This is a genomic window from Vibrio sp. A8-1 (assembly GCF_013048685.1).
Taxonomy (GTDB): Bacteria; Pseudomonadota; Gammaproteobacteria; order Enterobacterales; family Vibrionaceae; genus Vibrio; species Vibrio metschnikovii.
On the sequence record NZ_VHTC01000040.1, the window covers coordinates 1 to 24,302 of the forward strand.

General features: G+C 41.7%; 20 protein-coding genes and 3 pseudogenes. 13 read left to right on the forward strand and 10 right to left on the reverse strand.

The window, feature by feature from the left end; all coding sequences use genetic code 11:
* The 5 genes and pseudogenes from FKN93_RS15185 to FKN93_RS15205 all read left to right on the forward strand — a co-directional run.
* Window positions 1-570: pseudogene (locus FKN93_RS15185) on the forward strand (hypothetical protein); the annotation flags it as partial.
* A 498-nt stretch (window positions 571-1,068) separates the two neighbouring features.
* On the forward strand, window positions 1,069-1,356 hold the full coding sequence (locus FKN93_RS15190; RefSeq protein ID WP_249374199.1) for a hypothetical protein: 288 nt from the start codon (window positions 1,069-1,071) through the stop codon (window positions 1,354-1,356).
* 2 nt (window positions 1,357-1,358) lie between these two features.
* The gene (locus FKN93_RS15195; protein ID WP_170905480.1) at window positions 1,359-1,886 is read left to right on the forward strand and encodes a hypothetical protein; all 528 of its coding nucleotides are present in this window, start codon (window positions 1,359-1,361) and stop codon (window positions 1,884-1,886) included.
* A 228-nt stretch (window positions 1,887-2,114) separates the two neighbouring features.
* Window positions 2,115-3,227 carry an ATP-binding protein gene (locus FKN93_RS15200; RefSeq protein WP_170905481.1) on the forward strand — a complete coding sequence of 371 codons (1,113 nt, stop codon included), beginning with the start codon at window positions 2,115-2,117 and terminating at the stop codon, window positions 3,225-3,227.
* Window positions 3,220-3,975 (forward strand): hypothetical protein, encoded by a 756-nt coding sequence (locus FKN93_RS15205; RefSeq protein ID WP_170905482.1) that lies wholly within the window; start codon window positions 3,220-3,222, stop codon window positions 3,973-3,975. The genes FKN93_RS15200 and FKN93_RS15205 overlap by 8 nt, the downstream gene beginning before the upstream one ends.
* A 277-nt stretch (window positions 3,976-4,252) precedes the next feature.
* Here FKN93_RS15205 and FKN93_RS15210 read toward each other — a convergent pair whose 3' ends face one another.
* Genes FKN93_RS15210 through FKN93_RS15220 form a run of 3 tightly spaced genes read right to left on the reverse strand, consistent with a single transcriptional unit; the run spans window position 4,253 to window position 6,515 of the window.
* Window positions 4,253-5,785: an IS66 family transposase gene (locus FKN93_RS15210; RefSeq protein ID WP_170905483.1), complete on the reverse strand. Its 1,533-nt coding sequence runs from the start codon at window positions 5,783-5,785 to the stop codon at window positions 4,253-4,255.
* A gap of 59 nt (window positions 5,786-5,844) precedes the next feature.
* The gene (gene tnpB, locus FKN93_RS15215) at window positions 5,845-6,198 is read right to left on the reverse strand and encodes an IS66 family insertion sequence element accessory protein TnpB (protein WP_170905484.1); all 354 of its coding nucleotides are present in this window, start codon (window positions 6,196-6,198) and stop codon (window positions 5,845-5,847) included.
* Window positions 6,195-6,515: a hypothetical protein gene (locus tag FKN93_RS15220; protein WP_004394070.1), complete on the reverse strand. Its 321-nt coding sequence runs from the start codon at window positions 6,513-6,515 to the stop codon at window positions 6,195-6,197. Before FKN93_RS15220 ends, tnpB begins: the two co-directional genes overlap by 4 nt.
* A 626-nt stretch (window positions 6,516-7,141) precedes the next feature.
* Between FKN93_RS15220 and FKN93_RS15225 the strand changes: the two genes are divergently transcribed.
* The 3 genes from FKN93_RS15225 (at window position 7,142) to FKN93_RS15235 (ending at window position 9,862) form a co-directional block, all read left to right on the forward strand.
* A complete protein-coding gene (locus tag FKN93_RS15225) occupies window positions 7,142-7,477 on the forward strand; it encodes a helix-turn-helix domain-containing protein (RefSeq protein ID WP_170905485.1) in 336 nt (111 codons plus the stop codon).
* Window positions 7,470-8,876 carry a HipA domain-containing protein gene (locus FKN93_RS15230; protein WP_170905486.1) on the forward strand — a complete coding sequence of 469 codons (1,407 nt, stop codon included), beginning with the start codon at window positions 7,470-7,472 and terminating at the stop codon, window positions 8,874-8,876. The genes FKN93_RS15225 and FKN93_RS15230 overlap by 8 nt, the downstream gene beginning before the upstream one ends.
* A gap of 461 nt (window positions 8,877-9,337) precedes the next feature.
* Window positions 9,338-9,862 (forward strand): hypothetical protein, encoded by a 525-nt coding sequence (locus FKN93_RS15235; RefSeq protein WP_170905487.1) that lies wholly within the window; start codon window positions 9,338-9,340, stop codon window positions 9,860-9,862.
* Between the two features lie 346 nt (window positions 9,863-10,208).
* Here the strand turns inward: FKN93_RS15235 and FKN93_RS15240 are convergent.
* Together FKN93_RS15240 and FKN93_RS15245 are read right to left on the reverse strand one after the other, a co-directional pair.
* Window positions 10,209-11,022, reverse strand: a pseudogene (locus FKN93_RS15240) (restriction endonuclease).
* A 1,004-nt stretch (window positions 11,023-12,026) separates the two neighbouring features.
* Entirely contained in the window at window positions 12,027-14,363 is a 2,337-nt protein-coding gene (locus FKN93_RS15245) for a DEAD/DEAH box helicase (protein ID WP_170905488.1), read from the reverse strand.
* 165 nt (window positions 14,364-14,528) lie between these two features.
* Here FKN93_RS15245 and FKN93_RS15250 point away from each other — a divergent pair, with 165 nt between their 5' ends.
* The 5 genes and pseudogenes from FKN93_RS15250 to FKN93_RS15270 all read left to right on the forward strand — a co-directional run bounded on the left by FKN93_RS15250 (window position 14,529) and on the right by FKN93_RS15270 (window position 19,278).
* A complete protein-coding gene (locus FKN93_RS15250; protein ID WP_170905489.1) occupies window positions 14,529-15,476 on the forward strand; it encodes a competence protein CoiA family protein in 948 nt (315 codons plus the stop codon).
* A 122-nt stretch (window positions 15,477-15,598) separates the two neighbouring features.
* Entirely contained in the window at window positions 15,599-16,807 is a 1,209-nt protein-coding gene (locus tag FKN93_RS15255) for an IS4 family transposase (protein WP_170905490.1), read from the forward strand.
* 438 nt (window positions 16,808-17,245) lie between these two features.
* Window positions 17,246-17,965 carry a metallophosphoesterase gene (locus tag FKN93_RS15260; RefSeq protein ID WP_249374200.1) on the forward strand — a complete coding sequence of 240 codons (720 nt, stop codon included), beginning with the start codon at window positions 17,246-17,248 and terminating at the stop codon, window positions 17,963-17,965.
* A pseudogene (locus FKN93_RS15265) lies at window positions 17,877-18,469 on the forward strand (IS3 family transposase); the annotation flags it as partial. The gene FKN93_RS15260 and the pseudogene FKN93_RS15265, both read left to right, overlap by 89 nt.
* A gap of 509 nt (window positions 18,470-18,978) precedes the next feature.
* A complete protein-coding gene (locus FKN93_RS15270) occupies window positions 18,979-19,278 on the forward strand; it encodes a hypothetical protein (protein WP_170905491.1) in 300 nt (99 codons plus the stop codon).
* 259 nt (window positions 19,279-19,537) lie between these two features.
* Here FKN93_RS15270 and FKN93_RS15275 read toward each other — a convergent pair whose 3' ends face one another.
* The 5 genes from FKN93_RS15275 to FKN93_RS15295 all read right to left on the reverse strand — a co-directional run bounded on the left by FKN93_RS15275 (window position 19,538) and on the right by FKN93_RS15295 (window position 24,044).
* On the reverse strand, window positions 19,538-19,705 hold the full coding sequence (locus FKN93_RS15275; protein ID WP_170905492.1) for a hypothetical protein: 168 nt from the start codon (window positions 19,703-19,705) through the stop codon (window positions 19,538-19,540).
* A 571-nt stretch (window positions 19,706-20,276) separates the two neighbouring features.
* Entirely contained in the window at window positions 20,277-21,371 is a 1,095-nt protein-coding gene (locus tag FKN93_RS15280; RefSeq protein ID WP_170905493.1) for a hypothetical protein, read from the reverse strand.
* Window positions 21,372-21,994: 623 nt separating this feature from the next.
* Window positions 21,995-22,969 (reverse strand): hypothetical protein, encoded by a 975-nt coding sequence (locus FKN93_RS15285; RefSeq protein WP_170905494.1) that lies wholly within the window; start codon window positions 22,967-22,969, stop codon window positions 21,995-21,997.
* A 299-nt stretch (window positions 22,970-23,268) separates the two neighbouring features.
* Window positions 23,269-23,433: a hypothetical protein gene (locus FKN93_RS15290; protein WP_170905495.1), complete on the reverse strand. Its 165-nt coding sequence runs from the start codon at window positions 23,431-23,433 to the stop codon at window positions 23,269-23,271.
* A gap of 56 nt (window positions 23,434-23,489) precedes the next feature.
* Window positions 23,490-24,044: a hypothetical protein gene (locus FKN93_RS15295; protein ID WP_170905496.1), complete on the reverse strand. Its 555-nt coding sequence runs from the start codon at window positions 24,042-24,044 to the stop codon at window positions 23,490-23,492.
* Between the last annotated feature and the right edge of the window lie 258 nt (window positions 24,045-24,302).

Sequence of the window (24,302 nt, forward strand, 5' to 3'; positions counted from 1 at the left end):
TTAGGGGCTTTCTTTCTGCTCATAACAAACAGGATGAAGCACTGGAATGATCACTCAATAGTAAAAAGTGGATCAAGTGCTGAGTGTCACACTTTTTCTGTCAATAGGGGCTTGGTGAACACTTACCCAAAGACCGCATTTAATGATCCAGTCAAACACCGAGCCATGATCAAGCGGTATGAAAAAATGTATAACGAAACAATGCCTGAATCCTCTTGGTTTCGTTATATCGATAAATTAACGCAAGCGGGCTACCTCAACAGTGCCAACATGGATATTCGTAACCAAGACGGTCAAATTCGTGGGACGGCTGGACTCAAGTGGTTAACCATGAAACTGATGAAAGAGCTTCGTTTGAAGTCGGGCTGGCTGGATGAACAAAGAAACCATGCACTAGAGCGGTTAAAAAAGTCAGGTCGGTGTAACGTATGGCCTACCTACTTTAGTAAAATGGCCCAGGAGAAGCGAGTTAAAGCGATAGTGGACGAAGCCACACAAACAGAATCATTCCAGGGGCAATTTGATACAGGCTTAACACCGCTCGACTTGAGATACGCACCTACTCATTAGCACTCCTTAATTTTCCATGCCAATTAGCTTTGGTCGACTTGTCACGCCTTCAAATCAGCCACCAATGCTAACGTTCAAATTTCACCCTGAACATATCTAAAATCTTGCACCGTATCCCTCTGACATAACTCAGTTGAGTCTGTTCAACAGACTCCGTTTTGATGTATCTACAAGCGTTTCGAAAAAATGAGAGTTGATAAAAGAATCCGGTATAACAAGTGGTTACTTCATTAACCTAACGGTTAAGCTCTATCACTGGTTTATTCATGCCTCGTCCCTCGCCATGAATAAACTTTTTAAGTAGGTATTGAAGGTTTACGCTGCGCTATGCCCAAAGGGGCAAGCCCCTCTGGACTCCCATTGGTAGCTTGGTCACCTGGCTGCATGATCTGCTCACATATTGAGCACCTGAGCATATGGTGAGATTATAGTTTTTACGCCAGGAAGGTAATCGCCTCAAACCACCAAAATCATCTCATCGAGAGAGTCAGACGCAGCATGAAAAGAAAAGCACCCAATACAGAGCCACCACGCCCCCTCACAGAAGCCGAAAAGGACAACTTGAGGAACGATATGCAGGAGTCGTCAAAATGGGCCAGAGAAGAGCTGAGAAAGAAAAAAGAAGCCAGAGCATCTCGTTCTGACTACCTAGACCAGGATGGACCAAGACCACTCACACCTGAAGAAATTGAAGATCTGCGCCAGGACATGAAAGATGCGTCGGCCAAGATGCGAGAAGAGTTGGAAAAGAGGTATAGCTCGAAGTCACATAAAAATCAGAGGTAACCATGAGTGATTCAACAACAGAAAATATGGTCGATTTCGGGCTGTTTACATACGGTCGGGAATACTACGAATCTGCACAAATACTGAAAGAAAATCACGTAACTTCAAACTCCCACTACATCTTACTGGCGCTGGCTATCGAATGCTTTCTAAAGAGCATAAAAACTACTGTCATGTGGAATGGAAGTGTTGCGAACAAAGTCCAACACACGAAAAATGTTCACGATCTAGCAAAGATATACCATAAAATCACAGTCAACTATCCAGAAGATGCGGCCTGGCTAGAACAAAAGTACGCTGAACAATTCCAGCGTTCACTTAAAGCCGATATTGAATTGAACAAAGACGTTTTTACTTTGCGCCGTTATCCTTACTCAAACAAAGGCGAAATTCCTAAAATACCACTGCCCCAAACAAGAGAAGAGCTTTTGTACGGGATGCAATATAAAAATGACATTGCCGTGTACGTAACGCATCTGGAAGATGTAGCGCAGTTTTTCAACGACTCGTTATCATGTCATTTTTATTAATCTCCACCTACGTTCTAAGAGATAAGGACAATCTCAATATAAAACAAAGCTCATTAGCTTATTGACGGGGACCTACGGACGTTCAATTTATTAGAAAAGTACGGCTTACTGGGACCAGTGACCAAGTTTACACATTCTCCAGCATACAAACAGCCGTAATTTTTTTACGGCTGTTACATGGCGTGCTATAGTCAGCGAGAACTATCACCATCAGCACTGGATTACATAATGCTAGTAAAACTCTCAGTTAAGAACTTTAGAAACTTTGAAGATTGGTTTGAAATCGATCTAAAAAGCGAGCGCTCTTATGAGTTCAACAGCCATGTTGTGGAAAATGACACTGTGAAGCATGGGGTTATTTATGGCGTAAATGGTGGTGGTAAATCTAACCTTGGCCTAGCGATTCTTGATATTACTGCACATCTAACTGATAACATCATAAGTTCAGGTCTAAAACAAAATTATTTAAATGCTAAATTAAATTCTGGCATGGCCGAATTTATCTATGAGTTTTGCATTAATGGTTATACTGTTATTTATAAATACGGTAAAGAAGATTGTGACACGACCATTTATGAGAAACTATCGATAAATGATAAATTGGTAATTGAATTTGATCGTAGAAATTCAAACCTCGCTACATTTAATCTAGATGGTTCAGAAACTCTAAAGAATGATTTTAGTGGAAGAAATATATCACCTATAAAATTCCTAAAATCAAATGCTTTGCTCGATGACAACAAAATAAATAATATATTTGAGAAATTTATAAACTTTGTTGATGGTATGGTTTTTTTCAGAACACTAACAAAATCACAAGAGTTCTATGGACAGCCATTAACTCAGCAACGAGTATCTCAATCTATTATTGAGCAAAGTAAACTTGAAGATTTCGAAAAGTTCCTCAATGAATCCGGAGTTAGTTGTAAACTTAAACAGTCCGGAGTCAAAGGAGAAGAAATAATTGAATTTGATTTTGGGAAGAAAAGTATAGAGTTTTCTCAAGCCGCATCGACAGGAACTATTTCTCTGGGAAACTTTTACTACTGGTATCTAAAGCTTTCCTCTGGTGAAATTTCATTTGCTTATATAGATGAGTTTGATGCTTACTACCATTTTTCATTGTCTAGAAAAATCGTAGATAAGATTTCCAGCACAAACTGCCAATCTATAATTACTACTCATAACAGCTCGCTAATGTCTAACGATATCCTGCGGCCAGACTGTTACTTTGTTCTCGAAGAAAATGGACTCAAGCCTCTACACCAACTCACCAGTAGAGAAATTAGAAAAGCGCACAATCTAGAAAAAATGTATCGTTCTGGAGCTTTTGATGAGTAGTTATGTACTATGCATTTTTGAAGGTCAGAAAACCGAGCAAAATATTGCAGAAAATCTATGTAAACACTTCCTAAATGACGGTGACAAAGTAATTCTACGTGCATCTTATGGCTTCAATATTTATCAACTTTTTGAATCTGTATCTCAAGATGAATTCTTTGATACATACGAACTTATTGTTGAACAATTAAAAAAAAGAAAAACGCCTCTTTTACAAGAAGAAGAGAAAGTTATTGCTATTGAAGATCCAAGTAAAATCAGTGACATTTACTTATTTTTTGATTATGACTGTCATTGTAGTAATGCAAATGATGAAAAACTATCGGAAATGCTTAAAACATTTAATGATTCACAAGACCGAGGGCTTCTCTGTGTTAGCTATCCGATGGTTGAAGCTATACGGCACCAATTTAATGAATCACCTCTAGAGATATTGCATTCCATCGAAGAATTAGATCAATACAAAAAATGGATAAATACTAACGAAACATTGAATCCTCGTTACTTTAATTGGGGATTATATGACTTAATAACTTGGAAGGAAATTATAAACCAGCATCTAATTAGAGCTAACTACTTAATAACTGATTTATTAGAGCTTCCTAAAAACCAAATAGAACAGCTAATTATTTTCAATACACAGATTGAAAAACACATACCAGAGAAAAAGGTTGCTGTTATATCCTCATTCCCTCTAATGTTATTTGAATACTATGGCTCAAATCTTATCGAGAGAATCACCACTTAAGTTTAAAATACTCACCATACGCACATGTCCTCGTGAACTAGCATTCGACTACTTCCTGGACTTTAAGCCCCTTAAAAGAAGCAAAAACAAAGAATTAGGGTTAAGAACTGAACCAATCATCAAAGTATGCCAAAGAGAAATTGAGTTAGCACAAAAATCCAAAGGACAATAATTGACCATATCGTAATTATTCGCCATTATGCATAACAACATTATTTTTAATGATATTATGCTATGTCAAAACGTATCCGCCCCATGAACCCACGGGGCGATATTGTTAGTGTTTGAAGTTCCAAGGCAGGAGTGCATCGATATCAGGTTCCGCTTTCGCTAACTCCTGCATGCACTTGACAATGTAGTCGTAAAGGATAAGGCCGTTGGCTTTCGCGGTCTCGACGATACTGTAAAGCATCGCACTCGCTTCCGCTCCATTGGGATTGGTCGAGAAGAGCCAGTTCTTTCTCCCAATAACCAGCGGTTTTATTGCGCGTTCAGCACGGTTATTGTCTATCGATAAGTGACCGTCATCGATATAGCGGATCAGCTTCGGCCACTGACCGAGCGTGTATTTTATCGCTTTACCCAGCGGGCTAGACTCAAGCACTTTCTGAGTTGTCATCCACTCGTATAACTCATCCAGTATCGGCTTGGCATGCACCTGGCGTTCTGCTCTTCGTTTTTCTGCAGACTCACCTTTTAAGCGGGATTCTATCCCATAAAGCTTCTGGATTTTGGCCAGCGCTTTGTCCGCTTTGCCTGACTTGCCTTTGCCTTGAAGCTTTTTCGCGTCCATGAACTTGCGCCGAGCATGCGCGAAGCAACCGACATTGGTGATGAGATGAAGCCCATCATAAGCACCATAGCCATCGGTTTGCAGATACCCACCATAGTTGCCCAAGAAGGCAACAGGACACGACCTCGCGCGACTGTTTTGGTAGTCGAACAAGACGATGTTTTTCACATTAGGGAGTGCGGCATCTGGCGAGTCCGCACCCGAGCAGTAGAGCCACATGTAGCATTGCTTGTCTTCCTTGAGCACATTGAGCGGCGTTTCATCCGCCTGAACCACTATTTGCTCGAGTAGGTGCGCTTTCAAGGCCGCGTAAAGCGGGGCGAACTTCTCACTGACTTGGATAATCCACCTTGCCATCGTGGTTCGTGAGAGTTCGATACCCGACTGGGTAAACAACGACTCTTGTCGATAAAGTGGCATCGCGTATTGGTATTTGCCGAGGATGATATTGGCCAACAAGCTTTCTGTGGCGAAGCTCTTAGGGATAATGCTTTGCGGCGCTGGCTTTTGAACAATGCGGCTGTTGTCCTGAGTTTGCTCGCATTGGCGGCAAGCATATTTAGGACGAACATATTCCAACACTTTGAGTACCGCTGGCGTGAACTCAAGCTTTTCACTGCGGTCTTCACCGATTTTATGCAGACTATGTTGGCAGCAAGCGCACTGCTTTTCATCGTCGTCTAAATCGAGTTCGATAACCTCACGAGGCAAGCTCTTTGGCAGTGGTCTGCGTTTACCGCGTTTCTTCGTTGTGATGGTCGTTGTGACAACGTCAACCTCTTCTTCTTTAGCAGCTTCACACTCCGCTTCGTTGAAGAGGTCACCTTGGGATTCATTGTAAGGCTTTAACGCATCCGAGCGTTTAGCGAACTGACGGTCGAAGGCAAGTTTGAGCTGTTCAAGCAGCGATTGGCGCTCTTGTTTCAATTGGATTTCTGACGCCAACAGCGCTTTCACCATCGCTTGTAGCTCGGCAACATCTTGGCTTTCTGGGTTGATATTTGGCGTCTTTTTCATGGCATTTATCATACTAAAATCATGCCGTTAACGCTTGGTGGATAAGACTATATTATCGATTAAGTCATTGTAAAATCTTCTATTTTAACGGGGTTATGGCCGATAATCGTGAAGCCTGAAAGCAGCCTATCAAGCTCGAAATGAGTCAGAGTAAACACGTCATTTTTCTCTTTGGAAGGCCATTTATATTTGGCTTTTTCAAGGCGCTTATACCAAAGAGCAAAGCCTGTTTTATCCCAGTACAACACTTTGACTTTATCGCGCTGTTTGTTGGTGAACAGGAATAGTGCGCCGCTGCCCAAGGGCAAGTCGGTGTCATTTTCGATAATCGCAGCGAGGCCGTTGATGGACTTTCTAAAATCGACGCTTTCGCGATAGAGATAGATTTCGGGAGCACTGAGCATACGTTTCATGACAGCGCACCGATAAGTTCTGCAAGATAGGTCGCTGGCGTGCCTTGTGGGATGCTCAGTTCAACATCATTGACGAGCAGGGTCATATTGGCAACGGCAAGGTGAGTGGCTTGATACTTTGTGGTCTTTTCAACGACTTCTGCTTTAACAAAGCCAACCGTGTTCGGTTTTTCGATGTGCTTTAACTGTTGGCGCTTAGCATAAAAAGTGGAAAGGCTGAGGCCGTTACGTTCACAGAATAATCGTTGTGATAGTTGGCTGGATTCATAGCGTTCGAACAGGGTTCGCCATTCTTGGTTAGTGCGTCGTTTGGCCATTTCAAATCTCCTTTGCTGCTTTGGGTTGGAGGTTTGATCTTATTATTCGGGCTAGACGATTAGAATGCGGGGTTTATGATGCGCTTACAGGACAATAAACAAAGAAAGGTACACTAGAGGTACAGTCACTAGTTTTGACACCTTTACCAAAACTACGCTAAACTACTGTTTAGTAAATACTTTAATGTGTTTTTAATTACGCTTAATTTACCTCGGTTTTCCTAGACTTCCTGCGTTAGTGGCTAACTCATAATCGATTGGTCCGCAGTTCAAGTCTGCGAGGGGCCACCATATTCCAGAAGGTTAGTAAGCGTAGTGTTTACTAACCTTTTTTTGTACCTGACGATTTTGGGTCAGGTAATGGGTCAGGTAAGCCCCGATCACTCACTCTTCTCCGTCTTCTTCCAATACTAATCTGAATACTCCGCTGTTGCCAAATATGTCGTTCTGGCTGATAAAGCTCTCTCATAGAGAACAAAGAGAGAGATTGAACTCGCAAACCAACCACAAGTGACTTAAATTGCACTTATAAATAATTTCTTATACAGTCACGACAAAAGTGAGTTATAGTGAACTTATGTATTAAGGCGAACCCAATAATGACAAAAGTACATTAAAAGGCACTTATGAAAAAAGGTAAGATGGTAAAGGCACAACCTATGCCTGATTTTAATACCGAGTTCAGCATGGAAACGCTGGGGAGCGCCATTCGCTCAAAGCGCACCGATAGAGGCTGGCGTATTGATGATCTCGCTTCAAAAGCCAACTTATCTCGTAGAACCGTCATGAAGGTAGAAAAAGGCGATACCAGTGTCACCTTTGCCAATGTACTCGTCCTCATGGATATCTTAGGGCTATCGTTACGCCTTATCGATTTAAACCTATTTGTTCGTCCACATAGCCAAATACCCACCCAAGCTGAAAACAGCGTGAGAAGCAATAAGGACGGTTGGTATGAGTAAGTTACAACAGTTAGACGTGTTTATCGGTACGAGTACCAAAATTGGTCGTTTGATTCTTCCTGTCGGAACAGAAACAGAGTTCTCATTCATCTATGAAGATAAATGGAAACACACGGGTTTCCCAATTTCGCCACACATCCCTTTCGATGATCGGGCTTCGCCACGTAGTATTGAGAACTACCTCAGAAATCTCCTTCCTGAAGGAGAAGCCTTTGAGGAGATGATACAAAACACCACTATCTCCAAAAGCAATACATTCGGGCTGATTCGTAAGCTTGGTGCGGAAACATCTGGCGCATTGTCTTTTCGAGTTCCAGAATCAGAACCAGGGGAAACCAGTTTTAGATCTGTACCTGATGATGAACTAATAGAACGACTGGAGCGAAATCTAGCGCCATTAGTGTATTGGGACGGTAAGGTTCGCCTTTCGGTTGCAGGTGTTCAAAACAAGTTAAACTTACTTAAGCGCGGTGGTGAATGGGGGTTTGGTGAAGGCAAATTGAGTTCGAACTACATTCTGAAGTTTGAAAGCGGTAAAGCACCATGTATTGCTGTTAATGAGTTCTTTTGCATGACATTAGCCAAGCTAGCATGTTTGGACGTCGCTAATGTTGAGTTAACTCGCATTGGCAAGACTAGGACACTGATCATAGAACGGTTCGATCGTGCCTATATCGAGACTCGTGATGTCGTTCAAAGAAAACATGTGATTGATGGCTGTCAGGCAACTGACTTACCTCCAGGTTACAAATACGAGCGTCAGAATGGGGATGAAGGCGATGGCGTATATATGCGTGATGGCGTTTCTTTCCCACGCCTACTGAGCGTCAAAACCATAGACACGGTAATCACCAATCTAAAGCTTACCCAATGGATGCTCTTTAATCTAGCAACGCTAAATTACGATGCCCATGGTAAAAATATTAGCTTCTTCGTCACCCCTAAAGGGCTGGAACTAACCCCTTTTTATGATTTAGTAAACATAGAAGCTATCGCTCAAGAGGGAACAAAACGCAACTCACGAAGCGGTAAGTTGTCTGCTGATGAGGGGCGTGCCGCCAGTATACCTCAATATTTTGCAATGTCGATTGGAGATTGGGAAAGTGAAGACTTTCAAAATCCGCCGAAAGGTAACTTCAAACGCCCTATCACCAGCTATGATTTAGCTGAATTCGGCGCTCTGCTGGGTTATTCAGGCACCAAAATGGCTTCCATAATGGTAGAAACCGTTGGTGCTATAAAAAATGCCCTGAAGGAAGCAATTGACCTTACCGAAGATCAAGGAATTGATGATAGAGAGCGTGAACACATAGAACTATGTGTCTCACTCATCCAAACAGAGTGTGAATACTTGCTAGCGCAAGCCGACAGCGTGCCAGAAATGAGTGGGCTTCTTTAATGGCTAATACAGGGGCTATAGCAAACAATTTATAAATTATTTTTGGACATAAGTTTGCCAGCAGTGCCTGCATGATGTCACAGCTTATGAACAACTAGATTTGAATTCGATAGATTACAAGCATATACTTCTGATACTTGCTATAAGAAACGCGGTTTCGGCTCCACTTGTAGATAGATGAATTCAAATAGCCCTGTTCTCTTACGCTCATAGAGTATTGACCGCAGGTAGCGCGTAATAGAGCCACTTCTAGTGGCTCTTGTCGTATCTTAATGTTAGAAAAGCTAAGATAGCTTCCTTCAAATTTTCTACGTTCATAGTGAGTCGCAACAAATTGCTCTAAGAAACTTTGGGGCAAAGACGTGTTACGAGGTCTGCTAACACGTATTAAACACGGCACAGACTGTATCCTTACTTTGATATGGTTTTATATGGATTCACCCGTTATGCAGGATAGTTATATGCAAATCCAACAGATTTTTGAAGAACTTGAGTCGGCCTCTGATTTCGAGCTTTTCCGATTACAGTCAGCAATACAAAAGATGCTTGAGGATCCTGAGCGAACAAAGCAACTAAAACGGAAGATTCAAGTCGGAATGAAAGTGGATTATTTTTGTATCGTCAGAAACCACGCTATCCCTTGCTCAATTTTAAAGATTGGGCGTAGTCGCGTAGACATTCAAGAAGATGATACTCAAAAGCGCTGGTCGATCCCTTTCTATCACCTTAATCTTAACCATATTGAAACTGAGATTGTCTCACTAAACATCAAGGGGATGTCAAAAGCAGAGCTTTCTATCGGTTGCACCGTCGGATTCATTAGCAACAAAGACAACAGAGAATACATCGGACAAATTAGCAAGCTTAACCCCAAACGGGCGGTAGTACTTGTCCAAAATACCGCGTGGAACGTTCCTTACTCAATGCTTTTCCCTGTAATAACTACCGAGATCACAGAGCATAATCAAGTTTTACTGCTAGGTTAGCCGCCTTATGAAAAGTACTCCAAAACAAGCCGTAGAGTAATTGAGTTGTAGTATGCGAAACTAATTTTGGGGCAAAGGTGTTTCAGAGCTTACGTTCATTACCCCATTGGTTCTGACAAACCCACTTATGAAAGATAATGGGTAACACATTTTTCACCAGAGAGTTCTGCACTGAGAGGGCTTTTTATCTATCAATGAAATGAGCAAACTTTAGTTTTTGATGATTTGAGCGAGAACAGTGTTCTCGCAATAGCATTTTCAGTTGGAAATTAGGCTCAATAGGTTAACTTTTATGTTCTGAGAACACCCTTCTATACGGTTAGACTGCTTGAATCCTCACTCACATTCAACAGTCGCAAGTGTAGCGACACTTGGGATACGCAGAGCAACCATAGAAACTTTTACCCGAATTACGACCTTTTTTAGCAACACGAATCACAAGGTTAGACTGGCAGTTTGGGCAAACCTTGGAATGAGGCTCGGGTGTAGGCTCACCAATGACTGGCTTATTCATAAAGCTGCGTCCATCTTCAATCAGTGGACTAGCTCGCTACCATTAACCAACCACAGGCGCTTCTCTTGAGCAAAAGCGATAGCTTCAGAAGTAAAATCTCCCGATGTTACAATGATCATTTTGCTAGCACGATTGTCGATCATCACACCATACATTTCTCTTAAGACTTGAACTCCGACTTTTCTAGCTTTCCAGTGCTTACATTGTACAAGACTTAACTCGCCGTCTTTAGTTAACCAAATATCTACCCCACCATCAGCCTGCTTTGAGAAAGATTGTTTAACATCGTAGCCTTGCTGCTTAAAGTACTCGCCAATGTAGCTTTCAAATTCAATCCAACTGAGGGAATTGAGCGGAGTCGTGTTTTTGTGTGCTCTGATTTGAGACGTCGTCGCAAGATAATTATGCTTTCGCTGATACTGCTTAAAGAATGCAATGGGAGCAGGAATTAAAAACAAAAAAGCAAAATACGGTGCCATTTTCGGGAGATTCGGCCCAATGGCATTGAAGATGAAGTTATCACTGCGAGCCGCCAAGCCAGGCAATAGGATGTAAAACCAACATAAATGCCTGCTGAGAACAAAATACTCACCCACCACGGCGCATCCATCAAATGCCAAATAATTCCATCATTCTTCCGAGCCATAACTCCTCCTAATAAGCATCAAAATGCATTAAAGCACAATTACCAGACCTAATACATAGAGTTAAATCATGTATTTAGTGGGAGAACAAACAGCTAGAACAGTGTTCTCACAGTAGCGTTTGAAAGTTATCAGCCTTTGCCTGAGATACCCAAACACGAGTCGGATAATGCAAGCATCTCCCCACATTTTGGTTCACGTCACTCAATGAAGCTTCAAAGCTACTATGTAATGAAAATATCGAACTAATGCTTCTGATCAGTAGAGAAAAACCTGAAATCCTAGCTGAGCTTGCGGAGATTAGCGGTCATCATATCCACGAACTCTCACGAACACTCGACGACTTATCATCAAAAGGATTCATCCAGTTCGAGGAAGAAGGCAGCGCTTGCCGCCCTATTGCTGTATTTACTGACTTTGAGATTATTCTCGGCAAAGAATTAGAGAATACACTGCAAGAAAGCTATTGTTCATGATGTCCATCACTCGTTACTGCGGCGTATGCCGCTTAAAAAGCACAGTTTTATGCTGTGCAGCCTCAAATAGTGGTTGTTCTAATACTTTCCGTCTAGGTCAACCTGCTCGTCACCAATGATCTCTTCCAACTGCTCTGTGAGGGCTTCAGTTACTTCAAATTACCTTGCCTGTGTTGGTAGAGATACCGTAATCGAGCAAGTTGATAATTCCATCTAGCGCAACGTCACTATCATTTAAGTCGGCTTGCTCATAAAAATGCCTTAATCACGATAGTACAATTACACTCTCTCCAGCTTCAGAGAGGTTGTCTCATCAAAAAAAACCAACCAAAAAAATTAAAAAAACAAATAATTTCAATGATTTAAAGAAAACTAAGATTTAGACACTAAAAGTTAGTGTCTAAATCTTAGTGCCGAAAAATTAAACAACACGTCCAATAATTACCTTGTACAGAAGTAACCTTCAAGTAACTTGAGTAGAAGTGCTTGGCGTTTATCGAACCCTGTTAGATATCGAGGTAAAACCAAGACTAAATCAATTGCTCTTGGATTATTGATTCTGATAAAAAACCAAGTGCCCGATACCCTTTTTCTCGCTTATTGAACATCCTGAGCAGCATTGGAATTTTTGCATCAACATAGTCGATCACTTTCACCTCCTCTTTTCCCTTGTAATCACGCTGTATTCGCCCTACATATTGGATTAACGACCCTTTCCAAGACACAGGCAACGCCAATATCAAAGTATCTAGGCGTGGAAGGTCAAAGCCCTCTCCTACAAAACGTCCTGTAGCAACAACGACTTGTGTGCTATCTAGCTTTGACATAACCTCAGCTTGCTGCTTTTTCTTCATCGAACCCACTAATATTTGGTGTGTGATCCCCGCATCATTAAGCAAACCAGCAATGATATTGGCGTGCTCTCTCCGTTCGGTTAATACGATCGGAACTCGGCCATTAGCGACTTCGTTTTGAATGCCATCGACAATAGCGGCATTACGTACAGGGTGAAGCATTAACCAACGATAAATTTCAGAAATATGAGGTTGAGGTTCATTCGAAGATAAATGTAAAGGCACTTCCAGGGTCAGCTCTCGGCGATCTAGTACCTGAGCAAACCGATTGTTTCGGTCTAACTTTATGCTATGCCTTACTCTACCTGCTTGCATAAATATGATCGGTTGATGCCCGTCTCGTCTTTCAAGTGTTGCACTAATCCCAACGACGTACTTAGCATGCGCTTCAGATAACACCTGCTCATATTGTGGTGCTGATAGATGGTGGCATTCATCCACAATAATTTGGCCATATTCTTTCACCAGTGCATGAACACTATTGTCGCTTCTGTTTATCAAACTTTGATAAGTCGCGATATCAACTTGTCCTGTTGGTTTCTTCTTACTTCCTGTATATACGCCGATCTCGATACCCTGGGTGAAAGCTTTTAAGCGCTCCTGCCACTGGTCAACAAGCTGCTTGTTATGCACTAAGACCAGGGTATTGACTCCTCGTCTTTCTATTAAACCGATTGCCGTTACCGTTTTGCCAAAGGCAGTTGGAGCATGAAGGACACCGATGTCATGCTGCATTAGCTCATCAATCGCTTTACTTTGCGCTGAGCGCAAAGAGCCAACGAATGTCATGTCTGCTAGCACCTGGCCAACAAAACGATTATCCGTAACTTGGAGAGCAATACCTAATTCTGAACAAATAGATTTTACTTCATCCCAACAGCCCCTCGGCAAGCTCAAATAACCACTGTCTAACTCCGCCAAACATATAAAACGTGAAATTCCGTTGGTAGATAAACGCAGCCCTTGAGCTTTGAAAAACTTAGGATTCGAAAAGGATGCCAATTTCTTAAACTGGGCAATTAAAGGGTTCGGAACTTGGTTTATCGGTAAGTACAATCTGTTAGCAAGAACGATGTCCAGCGCCTTAGGTTTGTCTGGGATGGCAACGCTAGTTTTCACTGTTCGTTCCCAGGGCTTAACTGATACACCATCCTCGGCATCATTTCGATACTCCACTCTGCTTTCGAGAAGTAATTCTATTTTCTCAATAGATAGTCGTCCCATAGACGCTAGCACCTCCCATTGATCAGAGTATGGTGTAAACGACTGATCAACAAACACCGAGTTTCCGTTTGCACGAGCTTGTTTTTGTAACGGCAAAGCAATCAGATTCCCAATTCCACCGATAGGTAACACGTCTTGGTTGGGGAATAGGCGGTCATAGGAATCAAATGACAAAGCGCCATGAATTTTCATGGCTTCATCAAGCAAATAGAACCCTAATTGTCGAGCCACTTTTGCATCAGTCGCTTGTGCAAAGAAAATCCATACATGTGCTCCCTGACCTGAACGAGATCGCTCTAATAAGCAATCGATACCTTTTAGTTTGCACACTTCGACATACGCAAGAGAAGCTTCTTGCCAATCACTTTTGTCAAAATCAACCGCAAGTAGCCAACAGGTGTTGCCCGCTAGCATAGGATACAAACCAACAACTTCTTTGCCAGTAAGGTGGGCATACATAGCGGCATCATCTAACGGCTTGAATGCTTGATTGGGGCACTCCAAACACTTTATTTTAGGTTTGCCACATAGACCTTGATGCCACTCGTTTTCGCAAGCGATCGCATAACCACTTCTACCTTGTTGATTCTGCCACCTATGCGCATAGCATTGAGTATTGCCTTTAAAATAACTCTGATAGATAGACAGTTTTTGTTGAGGTGACATTTCACATACAGGCTTCTTGTTAATCGCTTCCTGCGTCAATAGACGCTGCTTCTGCTGTTCAAGTTGATCCAGCTCCTTTTTCAGCTCATGAATCTTTTGCTCAATTAGCTCAAGCTCATCCATATCTAGCCCCGACAATTACATCATTTTCATGCAGTTAATCATCGATTGTACAAAAGACAATACGAAAACAAAGGCACAATTCATAACCTATCTAACATATTTATAAAGCATTCTTGCCTAAAATCAGTACATACTGTCGCTAAATTGAGAGTTATTCACGTTTTGATGATGCTTCAACATGTGCCTTTCGGCTTAAGAACTCAAGATCAGACATTCGTTGATGTCGCAGATGTTGTGCGAGGGAAAAATTGCGGCTGTATATGCCCTTCTTGCCATACACCACTGATTGCGAGACAAGGTGAAGAAAAGCAATGGCACTTTGCTCATGCGAGCCGCAAGGTTGAAGGAACTGATAAAGAATGTGATTTTTCTTTTTTTGTTTCTGTGCGCATGATGGCGAGACAAGTGATTGAAACAGGTATAGCTATTGTTCTTCCTGAATACAGGAGTTCTCTAACAAAACAAGTGAAAGGAAAGTGCTTCAAAGAAGAATTTTTGGTTGCTAAGTCATCCACCATCTTACTTGATAACGTCGATAAAGAAGCTTCGTTTGAGAAATGTATTGTAGACGTAATGGGCCAAGTCGGTAATTTCACCTTTGTTATTTACTTTACCCACCCAAACCGTCCACTACCAAGTGAATTGCTCACTCCACATAACAGGCAATGCGGTATACTCGAAATCAAGCTGGATGATACACATCACCTATTTACAAGTGATAAAGTCTCAGGGATTCGGCAACTAGACAGACTGAAAGATTACCTTCAACACGATGTCGAATCTAAATCGTGGGTATTTCACCCACGCTACGCTCAATTGGCGCAAGAAGCGACTGAGCGATTATCCTTAAAAGCAACTCAGTACACTCCTCCCCCGACTCCGAGCATTCATAATGACCAACATCGCCATCGCAACCCAAGGAGTTCCAAGCTTCATCGTACCGACTCATGGCAACCAGCAATGAAAGATATCCAGCCAGCACCTGTGCCAAGGCGTTCAGCTCAATTTGAGTGCATCATATGTCAATGCCAGTGGCAAGTTACGCTACCTAGTAAACCAATCTGCCCTAAATGCCATAGCCACCTATACGCTAGCGAGATCTCATCAAGATAAGAATCACATCAAGCGCTGAGGAATCCCCTAATGATTTTGATAAAAATCATCAAGTTAAGGTAGATACACATCTTGTCGTATGATCAAATGGTTTCGCAAAAAATCAATAACCAGACAACAAGATGTGCGAACTCGATATTTTACACGACTCTCTTTACCAATTCTGCCCTGAATTACACTTAAAACGACTCAACAGTTTAACGTTGGCTTGCCGCGCATTACTTGAGAGTAAAACGCTCACTCTTACCGAGCTTGGTCGTAACCTGCCAACCAAAGCGAGAACAAAACATAACATCAAACGAATCGACCGATTATTAGGTAATCGTCACCTCCACAAAGAGCGACTCGCTGTATACCGTTGGCATGCGGGCTTTATCTGTTCGGGCAATTCGATGCCCATTGTTCTTGTGGACTGGTCTGATATTCGTGAGCAAAAACGGCTTATGGTATTGCGAGCTTCAGTCGCACTACACGGTCGTTCTGTTACTCTTTATGAGAAAGCGTTTCCGCTTTCAGAGCAATGTTCAAAGAAAGCTCATGACCAATTCTTAGCCGACCTAGCAAGCATTCTGCCGAGTGATACGACACCGCTCATTGTTACTGATGCAGGCTTTAAAGTGCCATGGTATAAATCCGTTGAAAAGCTAGGTTGGTACTGGTTAAGTCGAGTCAGAGGGAAAGTGCAATATGCAGATTTAGGTGCGGAAAACTGGCAACCTATCAGCAACTTACATAGCATATCCTCAAGTCGCTCAAAGACTTTAGGCTATAAGAGGTTGACTAAGAGCAACCCAATTTCATGTCAAATTGCACTGTATAAATCACGTCCTAAAGGCCGAAAAAATCAGCGTTCGACACGGACTAATTGTCATCATCCATCACCTAAAATCTACTCCGCTTCGACAAAAGAACCATGGGTTTTAGCGACTAACTTGCCCGTTGAAATCCGAACACCCAAGCAACTCGTTAGGATCTACTCAAAGCGTATGCAGATAGAAGAAACCTTCCGAGACTTGAAAAGCCCAGCATACGGTCTAGGACTCCGCCATAGCCGAACTAGCAACCCAGAGCGCTTTGATATCATGCTACTAATCGCCCTAATGCTTCAACTGACATTTTGGCTTGTTGGCGTACATGCACAGAAACAAGGTTGGGATAAACACTTTCAAGCGAACACTGTCAGTAATCGAAATGTACTCTCAACAGTGCGCTTAGGTATGGAAGTTCTGCGGCATTCTGGCTACGCAATAACGAGGAAAGACTTGCTCGTAGCTGCAACCATACTTGCTCAAAATCTATTCAGGTACGGTTGCGCTTTGGGGAAATTATGAGGGGATCCCTCAGCATCAAGCGTTCATTTTATTCTTTTGTTCATTTTTTATAAACAAACCGAAAAAATGAACGCCACCTAATGATATTCCTAGCTTTTGTTTCTAAAGACTCAAACTCTGAAAACGGCTAATGCGTAGTTAAAGTTTCATAAACAAACTTACATCCAAATTATGAGCAGGAAAGGTATCATTAGAGGTGACAACTCCTCCTAATCGATCACCGATGGAATTCCTATTTTTTGTGCTCTGGAACAAATACACGCATACCAGAAATCAATTTCATCTCAAAAAATGCAAATAATGAGATGAAATTAATTTGAAGCGTGATGATTGACTATTTTTCATCCTCGACGCGTATAGGAATAGCTAAACTCTTAATTAGTAGGGGGTATACTGTTACGCAAAGGACACATTTACAAACTCAGCCAGGTGGATACATTGAAATTTTACGCGGTATCTGATTTGCACTTAGATTTACACGGCATACATCGAAGCTTCTGGCATAATTTCGATAATGACGCGGTTTTGATTATTGCTGGTGACACGGCAAATGCGCTAAATGGAATTGCGTATATAAAAAATGTTCTTTGTTCTTACTTTAGAGCCGTTGTCTTCGTTGCGGGAAATCACGAATGGTACAGCAGTAAAAGTAAATCTTACCGTTCTGGCTATCTGCGCAAACAAGATTCAATAAGATCCACAGACAGTAGATACTCCCCAATAGAAAAGCTTAAGGTGCATAGTGACACAACTAAGAATTTGTTTTTTCTGGATAATGAGCCAATTAATTTAGATGGGTGTAGCATTTATGGAGGAACACTTTGGTTTCCTATCCACACATACTCTTCTGCACTGATTGATGCCTACTCAGAACTGATGAATGATACAAAGTACGTCAGCCATCAAATGATTGAAGAACAGCACAAAGCATTCATTAACAACTTTCCAGAGAAAGTTGATATAGCAATATCTCACCACCTTCCATCTAAAGAAGCTTTTGCTTTCGAGCAAAATGCCAGCAGCGATTATGCTCCGTATTATCATGCAGGGTTGAGTAATGAGTTGATCTCAAGAGCTAGGTGTTGGGGCTATTTACCCCAAGCCCAAAACGACGCTGGCGAACAAAGCACACAAGTTTTATCCCTATCTATTACGTGATACCGAAGTCCCTTACCCAAATCAAGCTTGGGCGATTGATATTACATGTATCCTAATGGCGGAGGGGTTTCTGTACCCGGTTGCGATTATCGACCGGTATAGTCGCAAAGTTCTGGCTTGGCGCTTCTCGAACACCATGGATACAAGTTTTTACATTTAGGCTCTCGCAGAAACGCTTCAACACTACGGGCCGCCCGATATCTTTAACTCCGATCAAGGTAGCCAGTTTACCAGCACAGAGTTCAGAGAGAAGTTAATTGTGAGCATAACGTACGTATAAACATGGATGAGAAAGGCCGTTGGGTTGACAATGTTTTCATTGAACGATTATGGCGAAACCTGAAATATGAGGAGGTTTACTTAAACGCTTATACCACGCCCCGAGAAGTCGGGCTTGAAATCGGTAACTACATGGTGCTTTATAATGAAGAGCGTAATCATCAAGGACTGAATAGCCTCACTTCTGATGAGGCCTACTTCGGTAGGCAGAGATATGCAGCATGAGCAGGGTCAACCACTTAAGAAATTAGCTTATGTGTCCAACCATCGGGGTCCACTTCTTAGTGAGTATAGCCTCGTCGGCTTCGTTATTTAAGACCAGATCTTTCCACAGTTCTATTTCATCTTGCAGCACTTTTTCTGTAACGTTCGGAGCGGATTGGTACTTTCTAATGTAAAGGTAACTTTCAATTCGAGGAAACAGAAAATACATGGAGTAGCTAAATCTAATGAGTCTAAAGCGAACTTAATTTAGGTGGTAGTGAAAGGCGCACCACCCGGCGATTAAGAGTGCGTCAGGAAGTATTGATATTTGCGTTTGTTGTTAACGTTGTTGTGGCAAGGCTGGGGCTCTGAAGTAGCTTTTTTCTTTCAGTAAATCGGATGTGACGCTTTCGTAGAGCACTGAAATATTATCCGATAACGCTCGCTCCCTAGCCTTGCATTAAAAAAAGCCATGATATTCTTTTTTAATGTTGGGGATCCAGCTCAACATGCGAACTCTTAGGTGAAATATGCGCAAATTAAATGTACCAAAAATAGTTTTTATTTTATCCACTTCTTCAACAATGCTGCTTTATAATTACTTATTGCTGCCTTGGTTATATCGCTCGCTCGACCTTGGTCAGCCTATGTTGTTATTTGTTATTACGGCTATCTTCTGCATGATGGCGACGCCTCTCATTAATGGCTTTGTTATGGCTTGGGTATCCTATACCTTCTTTGGTTATGCCCTTTGGCAGTCGAGCATATTTGTTTTGTTGCAAGTAGCTATCGTTGTCTATACGTTAAGAGAGCCGGATGCGTTAAAGTGACGATTGCTTGTAATACAGGCAAGTTCGCTCCACAACTGACTTATAGCCTTTTAATACGCAGTGCTTTTTATCGTTCTTCTGAAAATCTGGTAAAGAGTTAACGCCAATAGGCCGTTGACTCTGCATCAGCGCTATCATTGGTAAGTATACCTTTCTTATCTCGCTGTAACCCCCCGTCTTCTCGTTGTAATATTTCACCACTGCTTGAAGGTGCGTTCTCATGTTAGTGATTTTGTATGCAGACGGTAAGTTATCCAGTTTATCCATGTTTTTTTTCGGCTTGCCAAGGAGGGGTTGCCGCATCAAACCGTCTCAACATCGATTTAGCCTCTTCTGTGGAGAGTTTTTTGATACTTTTTTGTTGCTCGCACCAAGAGAAGTCAATATGAGTGATCGTCGCTGGTAATAGAGGAATTTTTCGATGCACGGTCTGGTACAGCGTATCTGGAAACAATCGTTTTGATAGCTGGACCCATTTTCGATATTCAGTGTCTTTCTCTGCCGAAAAATTAATAATGACGGATCTTAAGTGATTAATCTCGCTTGTTAGCACTTGAGCTTGGTGGTACTCAGCTTCGTTAGCTTCCAGTTAAAAATTATCCTCTTAATCGTACTTATGAAATAGGTATTCATTAAGTCTAGTAGGGTCTGAACCTAGAAGAATTACACCGATAACGACAATAAACACTACATCTCATTTCTATCTATTTATCATTAAGTTATAAACTTATCATGTGGTGTGTTCAGGCTGAACATTGACAACTTTCAACTGTAAAAAATAATTTTTGGAAATTAGCCCTTGTTTTTTATAGGGTAGTTGGTGTTGCTAGCAATAGAACAGAAGCTCTGAAACCCAAAGTAAGTCTTTATCGGAATGGATTCATTACGTCTATTCCTGTAAGAATTTTTGCTCATGTAGCAAAAACATCACCACCGCTTTGGTTGTAGTTCTGGTCAAACAATAGTTCCCGAAAGAGATAGATAAGGATTATGTATCCTTACTTTTCAAGAATATAATCACGAAAATCGTGATTCTCAATTTCTAACTTCCCACGTTCTGGGCTGTAAATGAGCTCAAGTGACTTCAATCGTGTGACTGCATTTTTCACCGACCATTTTGTAACGTCTGTTTCTGGGTCGCCAGTGAAAACCTTCACTTTATCTAGTCCTGCCTGAGTATAAAGACCTTTTGACTCATTCGCAGCAACAAGCTTCAGGATCGCCACTTCGATAGGTTTCCGTTGTTCGTATATTTTTGAAAAGTGGTTCTCTGACTCAATACGATCAACGTCATAACGATGGACACCAACATCTAAGTCATGAACCATGTTCAGGGCCATATTTTTTAACATTTCAACAAACCGAGCAGGAGCGCGATTTTGTTTGATTAAGATTTTTAGCGCTTTGCGTTTATCGAGTTCGACACCACCAGTGACATTTTTGAATGCAGCCAACTCGAATTCAACGAAATCCATATCCAGCTCTTCAAAGATCTGAGTTTGGCTGGAGTTGTAGAATGGGGCTTTATTGTCTTTGAATAAACGACTTAACCCCTCTCTACTAGAGCCTGTGAAGATGCACTTGACGTTGTTATCCTCTCTGTTGACTACAAAACTGCGTAGAGCTGCCGTAAATGAGTCAAATTCTTTACGAGTAGCTAGATGTTGAACTTCGTCAAGTAACAGCAAAACCGGCATATCCAGCTCGTTTAAGCGTCGAAATACAGCGAACAAGTCAGCTCTCAATTCTCCCTGAGAACGCTCAACTTCGACTTTGCTACCAGCTGCACTTAAACCTAACTTTTTGAAGTTGAGAGCTTTGCCAAGCTTATGTAGAAATACTTCATTCCTTTCACAAGCATCAATAACGGATTTAATGAAGATACCTTCTGGGTCGTCTTTTTGCATCCAAAAATCCACATAGATAGGTAATACACTAAGTTCACGAGCCATAGGAATGATGTCTTTCTGGATAAATTGAGTTTTACCTCGCTTGCGTGGAGCGAAGATTGAAACACGTTGAAGAAGACCTTTGTCCATCCCGTTAAGAATGAAGGTAGCAAGCTGTGTACGAGGATAATGCCAGATATCCATTTTCATACCTTTTTGGTAGATTGTGCCACTAACTTTACCACAATTTATACTTGTGGTAGATTTTTTACACAACTTACCACAAATATAATTTATATCCCTTTTGCCTATCCAAAGAAAAATGTGACAACAAGAATACCCCTAGCCCTTTTTTTGATAGGTGATTTATGATCAAGTTTAATTTCATTGATAACGGAAAAGTAAATGTGCATGGCGTTATCTTTGTTGGTTTAATGGCGGGTTCCGCCCTGTACTTCAATTCGCTTTTGCTGCCATGGATTCACGGCTCAATGGATGTGAGTCCTTTCCTTTTATACCCACTGATGGTTTACGCTTGCTTGTTCATGACAACGCCATTAATTAGTGGATTTTTCATGACTTGGTTTTCTTATAACCATTTGGACTACGGGCTTTTACACGCGAGTGTATTTACCTTAGTTCACTTCGGCATTTGCATTTACGCATCGGATAACCCCGATACAGTGCGGTGCTCCGTCATAAAAGACCTGAAAGGTTCAGGTCGGTGATATTTTGCAGTATAGACAAGTTCATTCGACTATAGGTTTATACCCCTTTAAAAAAACCAGAGGGTAATTCCTCTGGCTTAGTTGTGGGCGTGATAAGTTTTAATTATTGCTGGCGTCGAAATCCACGCACCGCCAACATGAACACAATAAAGATAAGAAACTCATTGAGCCACCACCACTGCTGCCGTTGTTACTTGGTTTTGAGGTATTGTTATCAACGCTCCCCTCGCCACCTCCGTGATCATCTTCTGGAATAATGTCGATGTTAATATCAAGTCCGATTGTGGTTGTTGTATTTCGGTTGTCACCAAAATTCAGCACAGCGTTGCTTTCACCGTCAATCTGAACCCTCATTTCACAAAACTGTGACGGCTTCAATGTCTCGTTCTCACAGCCTGTTAAGGTGACATACTGATTTTCCCCCTGCAAAAAAGGATTAATGAGCTGAGTCTCATTGGTCAGGTTTTGAATCGTAAACGTCGTGGATACGGGCGCTTTGCCTATCTCGGACAGCAAGATTGGAAAGTCAGTGCTCGGTGCGTCTTTTTCATCCATCTTTACATCAAAGGCGTAGTTCATCATTGCTGGTGCTGCCAGTTTATCAATCCGCTTAATCAATAGCGGAATGTAGTGGCCGACGAGAGTGAACATAGTAAATTCAGGGATTACTTTCGTTTGAGTGCTTTTTGCAAAGGCAATTACTTGGTTGCTATTGAGCATCAACGGGGTTCCTGAGTCGCCCGATAACGGCAAGGACGCTTTTCTTGTTGGGAAAAGAGGAAAAAAGTCCGTGAGCCCGTAATCGCAATTGTGAGTGTTATCAGTGCAACTTGCTACGGGACTGGGCAACCCACCTATCCATTGTTTAGCAAAATTGGGCGCGTAAGTGTTTCTATTTACCCATCCTCCTTCACCACCAAATTCTTCTGTTCCTCCAGTGTATCGCCAGATTAACTCGGTTTTTTGCATGGTGGTGGCAGGTTGTGAGTTTTGCATTCTTCCCCACCCTTTAAAGGTGAAGCGCTGTTCATCTGACACACGAAAGGTTTGTTCAATCGGATCGAATGCCGCCACTATCGCAGCGTGTGTCACTTGAGAAATAGGCTTTTCTAGCTTGATTAAGCCAATATCTTGGTGGCGATTAGTCTTGGGCCAGCTTTTTTCTGTACTTCTTGATAAAATTGAAGGACGAACTGAAGAAGGTGTCTATTAAAGATCTTAAACTCTCTTTGGGACATGCTCGTGCCCGAGATAGGTGGGAGAGAGGTTGGTAACCAACCTCAACCGATTAGAAAGTGTATATTAAACATCTGTTCTGTGCCTTTCACGCATAAAAAAGCACCGCAATTGCGATGCTTAATATTTGAATTCTTCTATGCTTTGGCTGGCCCGGCAAGGCATCCATAAACAGATTTAGGGGCCTTTACCTTTAAAGCTTTAGCAAATGATGACCTACTTTTAGAAGCGTGAGCCTGCATACGCTTGATAGCTTTGTCTACGTCCACATCATTTGTTTTGTTTGTTGCTACAGTCAACATGATAGCCCCCTTAGTTGCTATAATTATAACCGATTATAATCCAGTTGGAAAGCTGCTCAGTCTTCATCTGTCACAACGCGCTTGAACAATGCGTTGTTCCTTGGATCAAAAGGATCACGTTCATCAAAGCCTAATTCACGATAGTAGTTTAGCAAATCTTCGTCATCTATTGGATCTTGAATCCCAATCCAATCGGCTTCAATAGCAACAGCAAACAACTCTGCACAATGTGAAGCTATGGGAACAATGAACCCTTTTAAGGGGTTCTCAGCTTGACCGCCTTGAATATAGTTGATTTTAACAACCAACTTCCCATCACTCGCTTTACCGATCATAAGGCCACAAAGTTCTTCATCATGCCATACAGCAAGCTCTAATCTAGCCATATGATCTCTGCGATATTGATTTCGTACTTGTCGCCAATCCCATCCTATTTGGCGATTTACTGGCATTTCCCACTCATCTTGAGAACGGAGAGCATCTTCATTGATTTCAGTTAAATCAATATGGCCAATAAAGTCTGGCTCGAATTGTTCAAAATCACTTTGAGTCTGTGCTAATACAGCAAGTCTAATCTGTTGATACTCATTAGAAATAGCTTGGTTGTTCATTCTTATATGTCTACTTGCCTTGAATGATGGAAGATGTTACCACGCTTTTGGTGTTCAGGCATATGACGATAGTTAGACGACCAATTACCTTTTAATGATCACACAATGCCGCCTTTCATTTATCACTTCAATTGTAAGCGCTTAGTTCTCGACATTATTCCCATTTAAACCCAAGCCCCGATAATGACAACAGTCATTACCTATGGAGGCTTTTATGTTATTTCTACAGCAAACTTGGCAGCATCATGTTAACGTTTG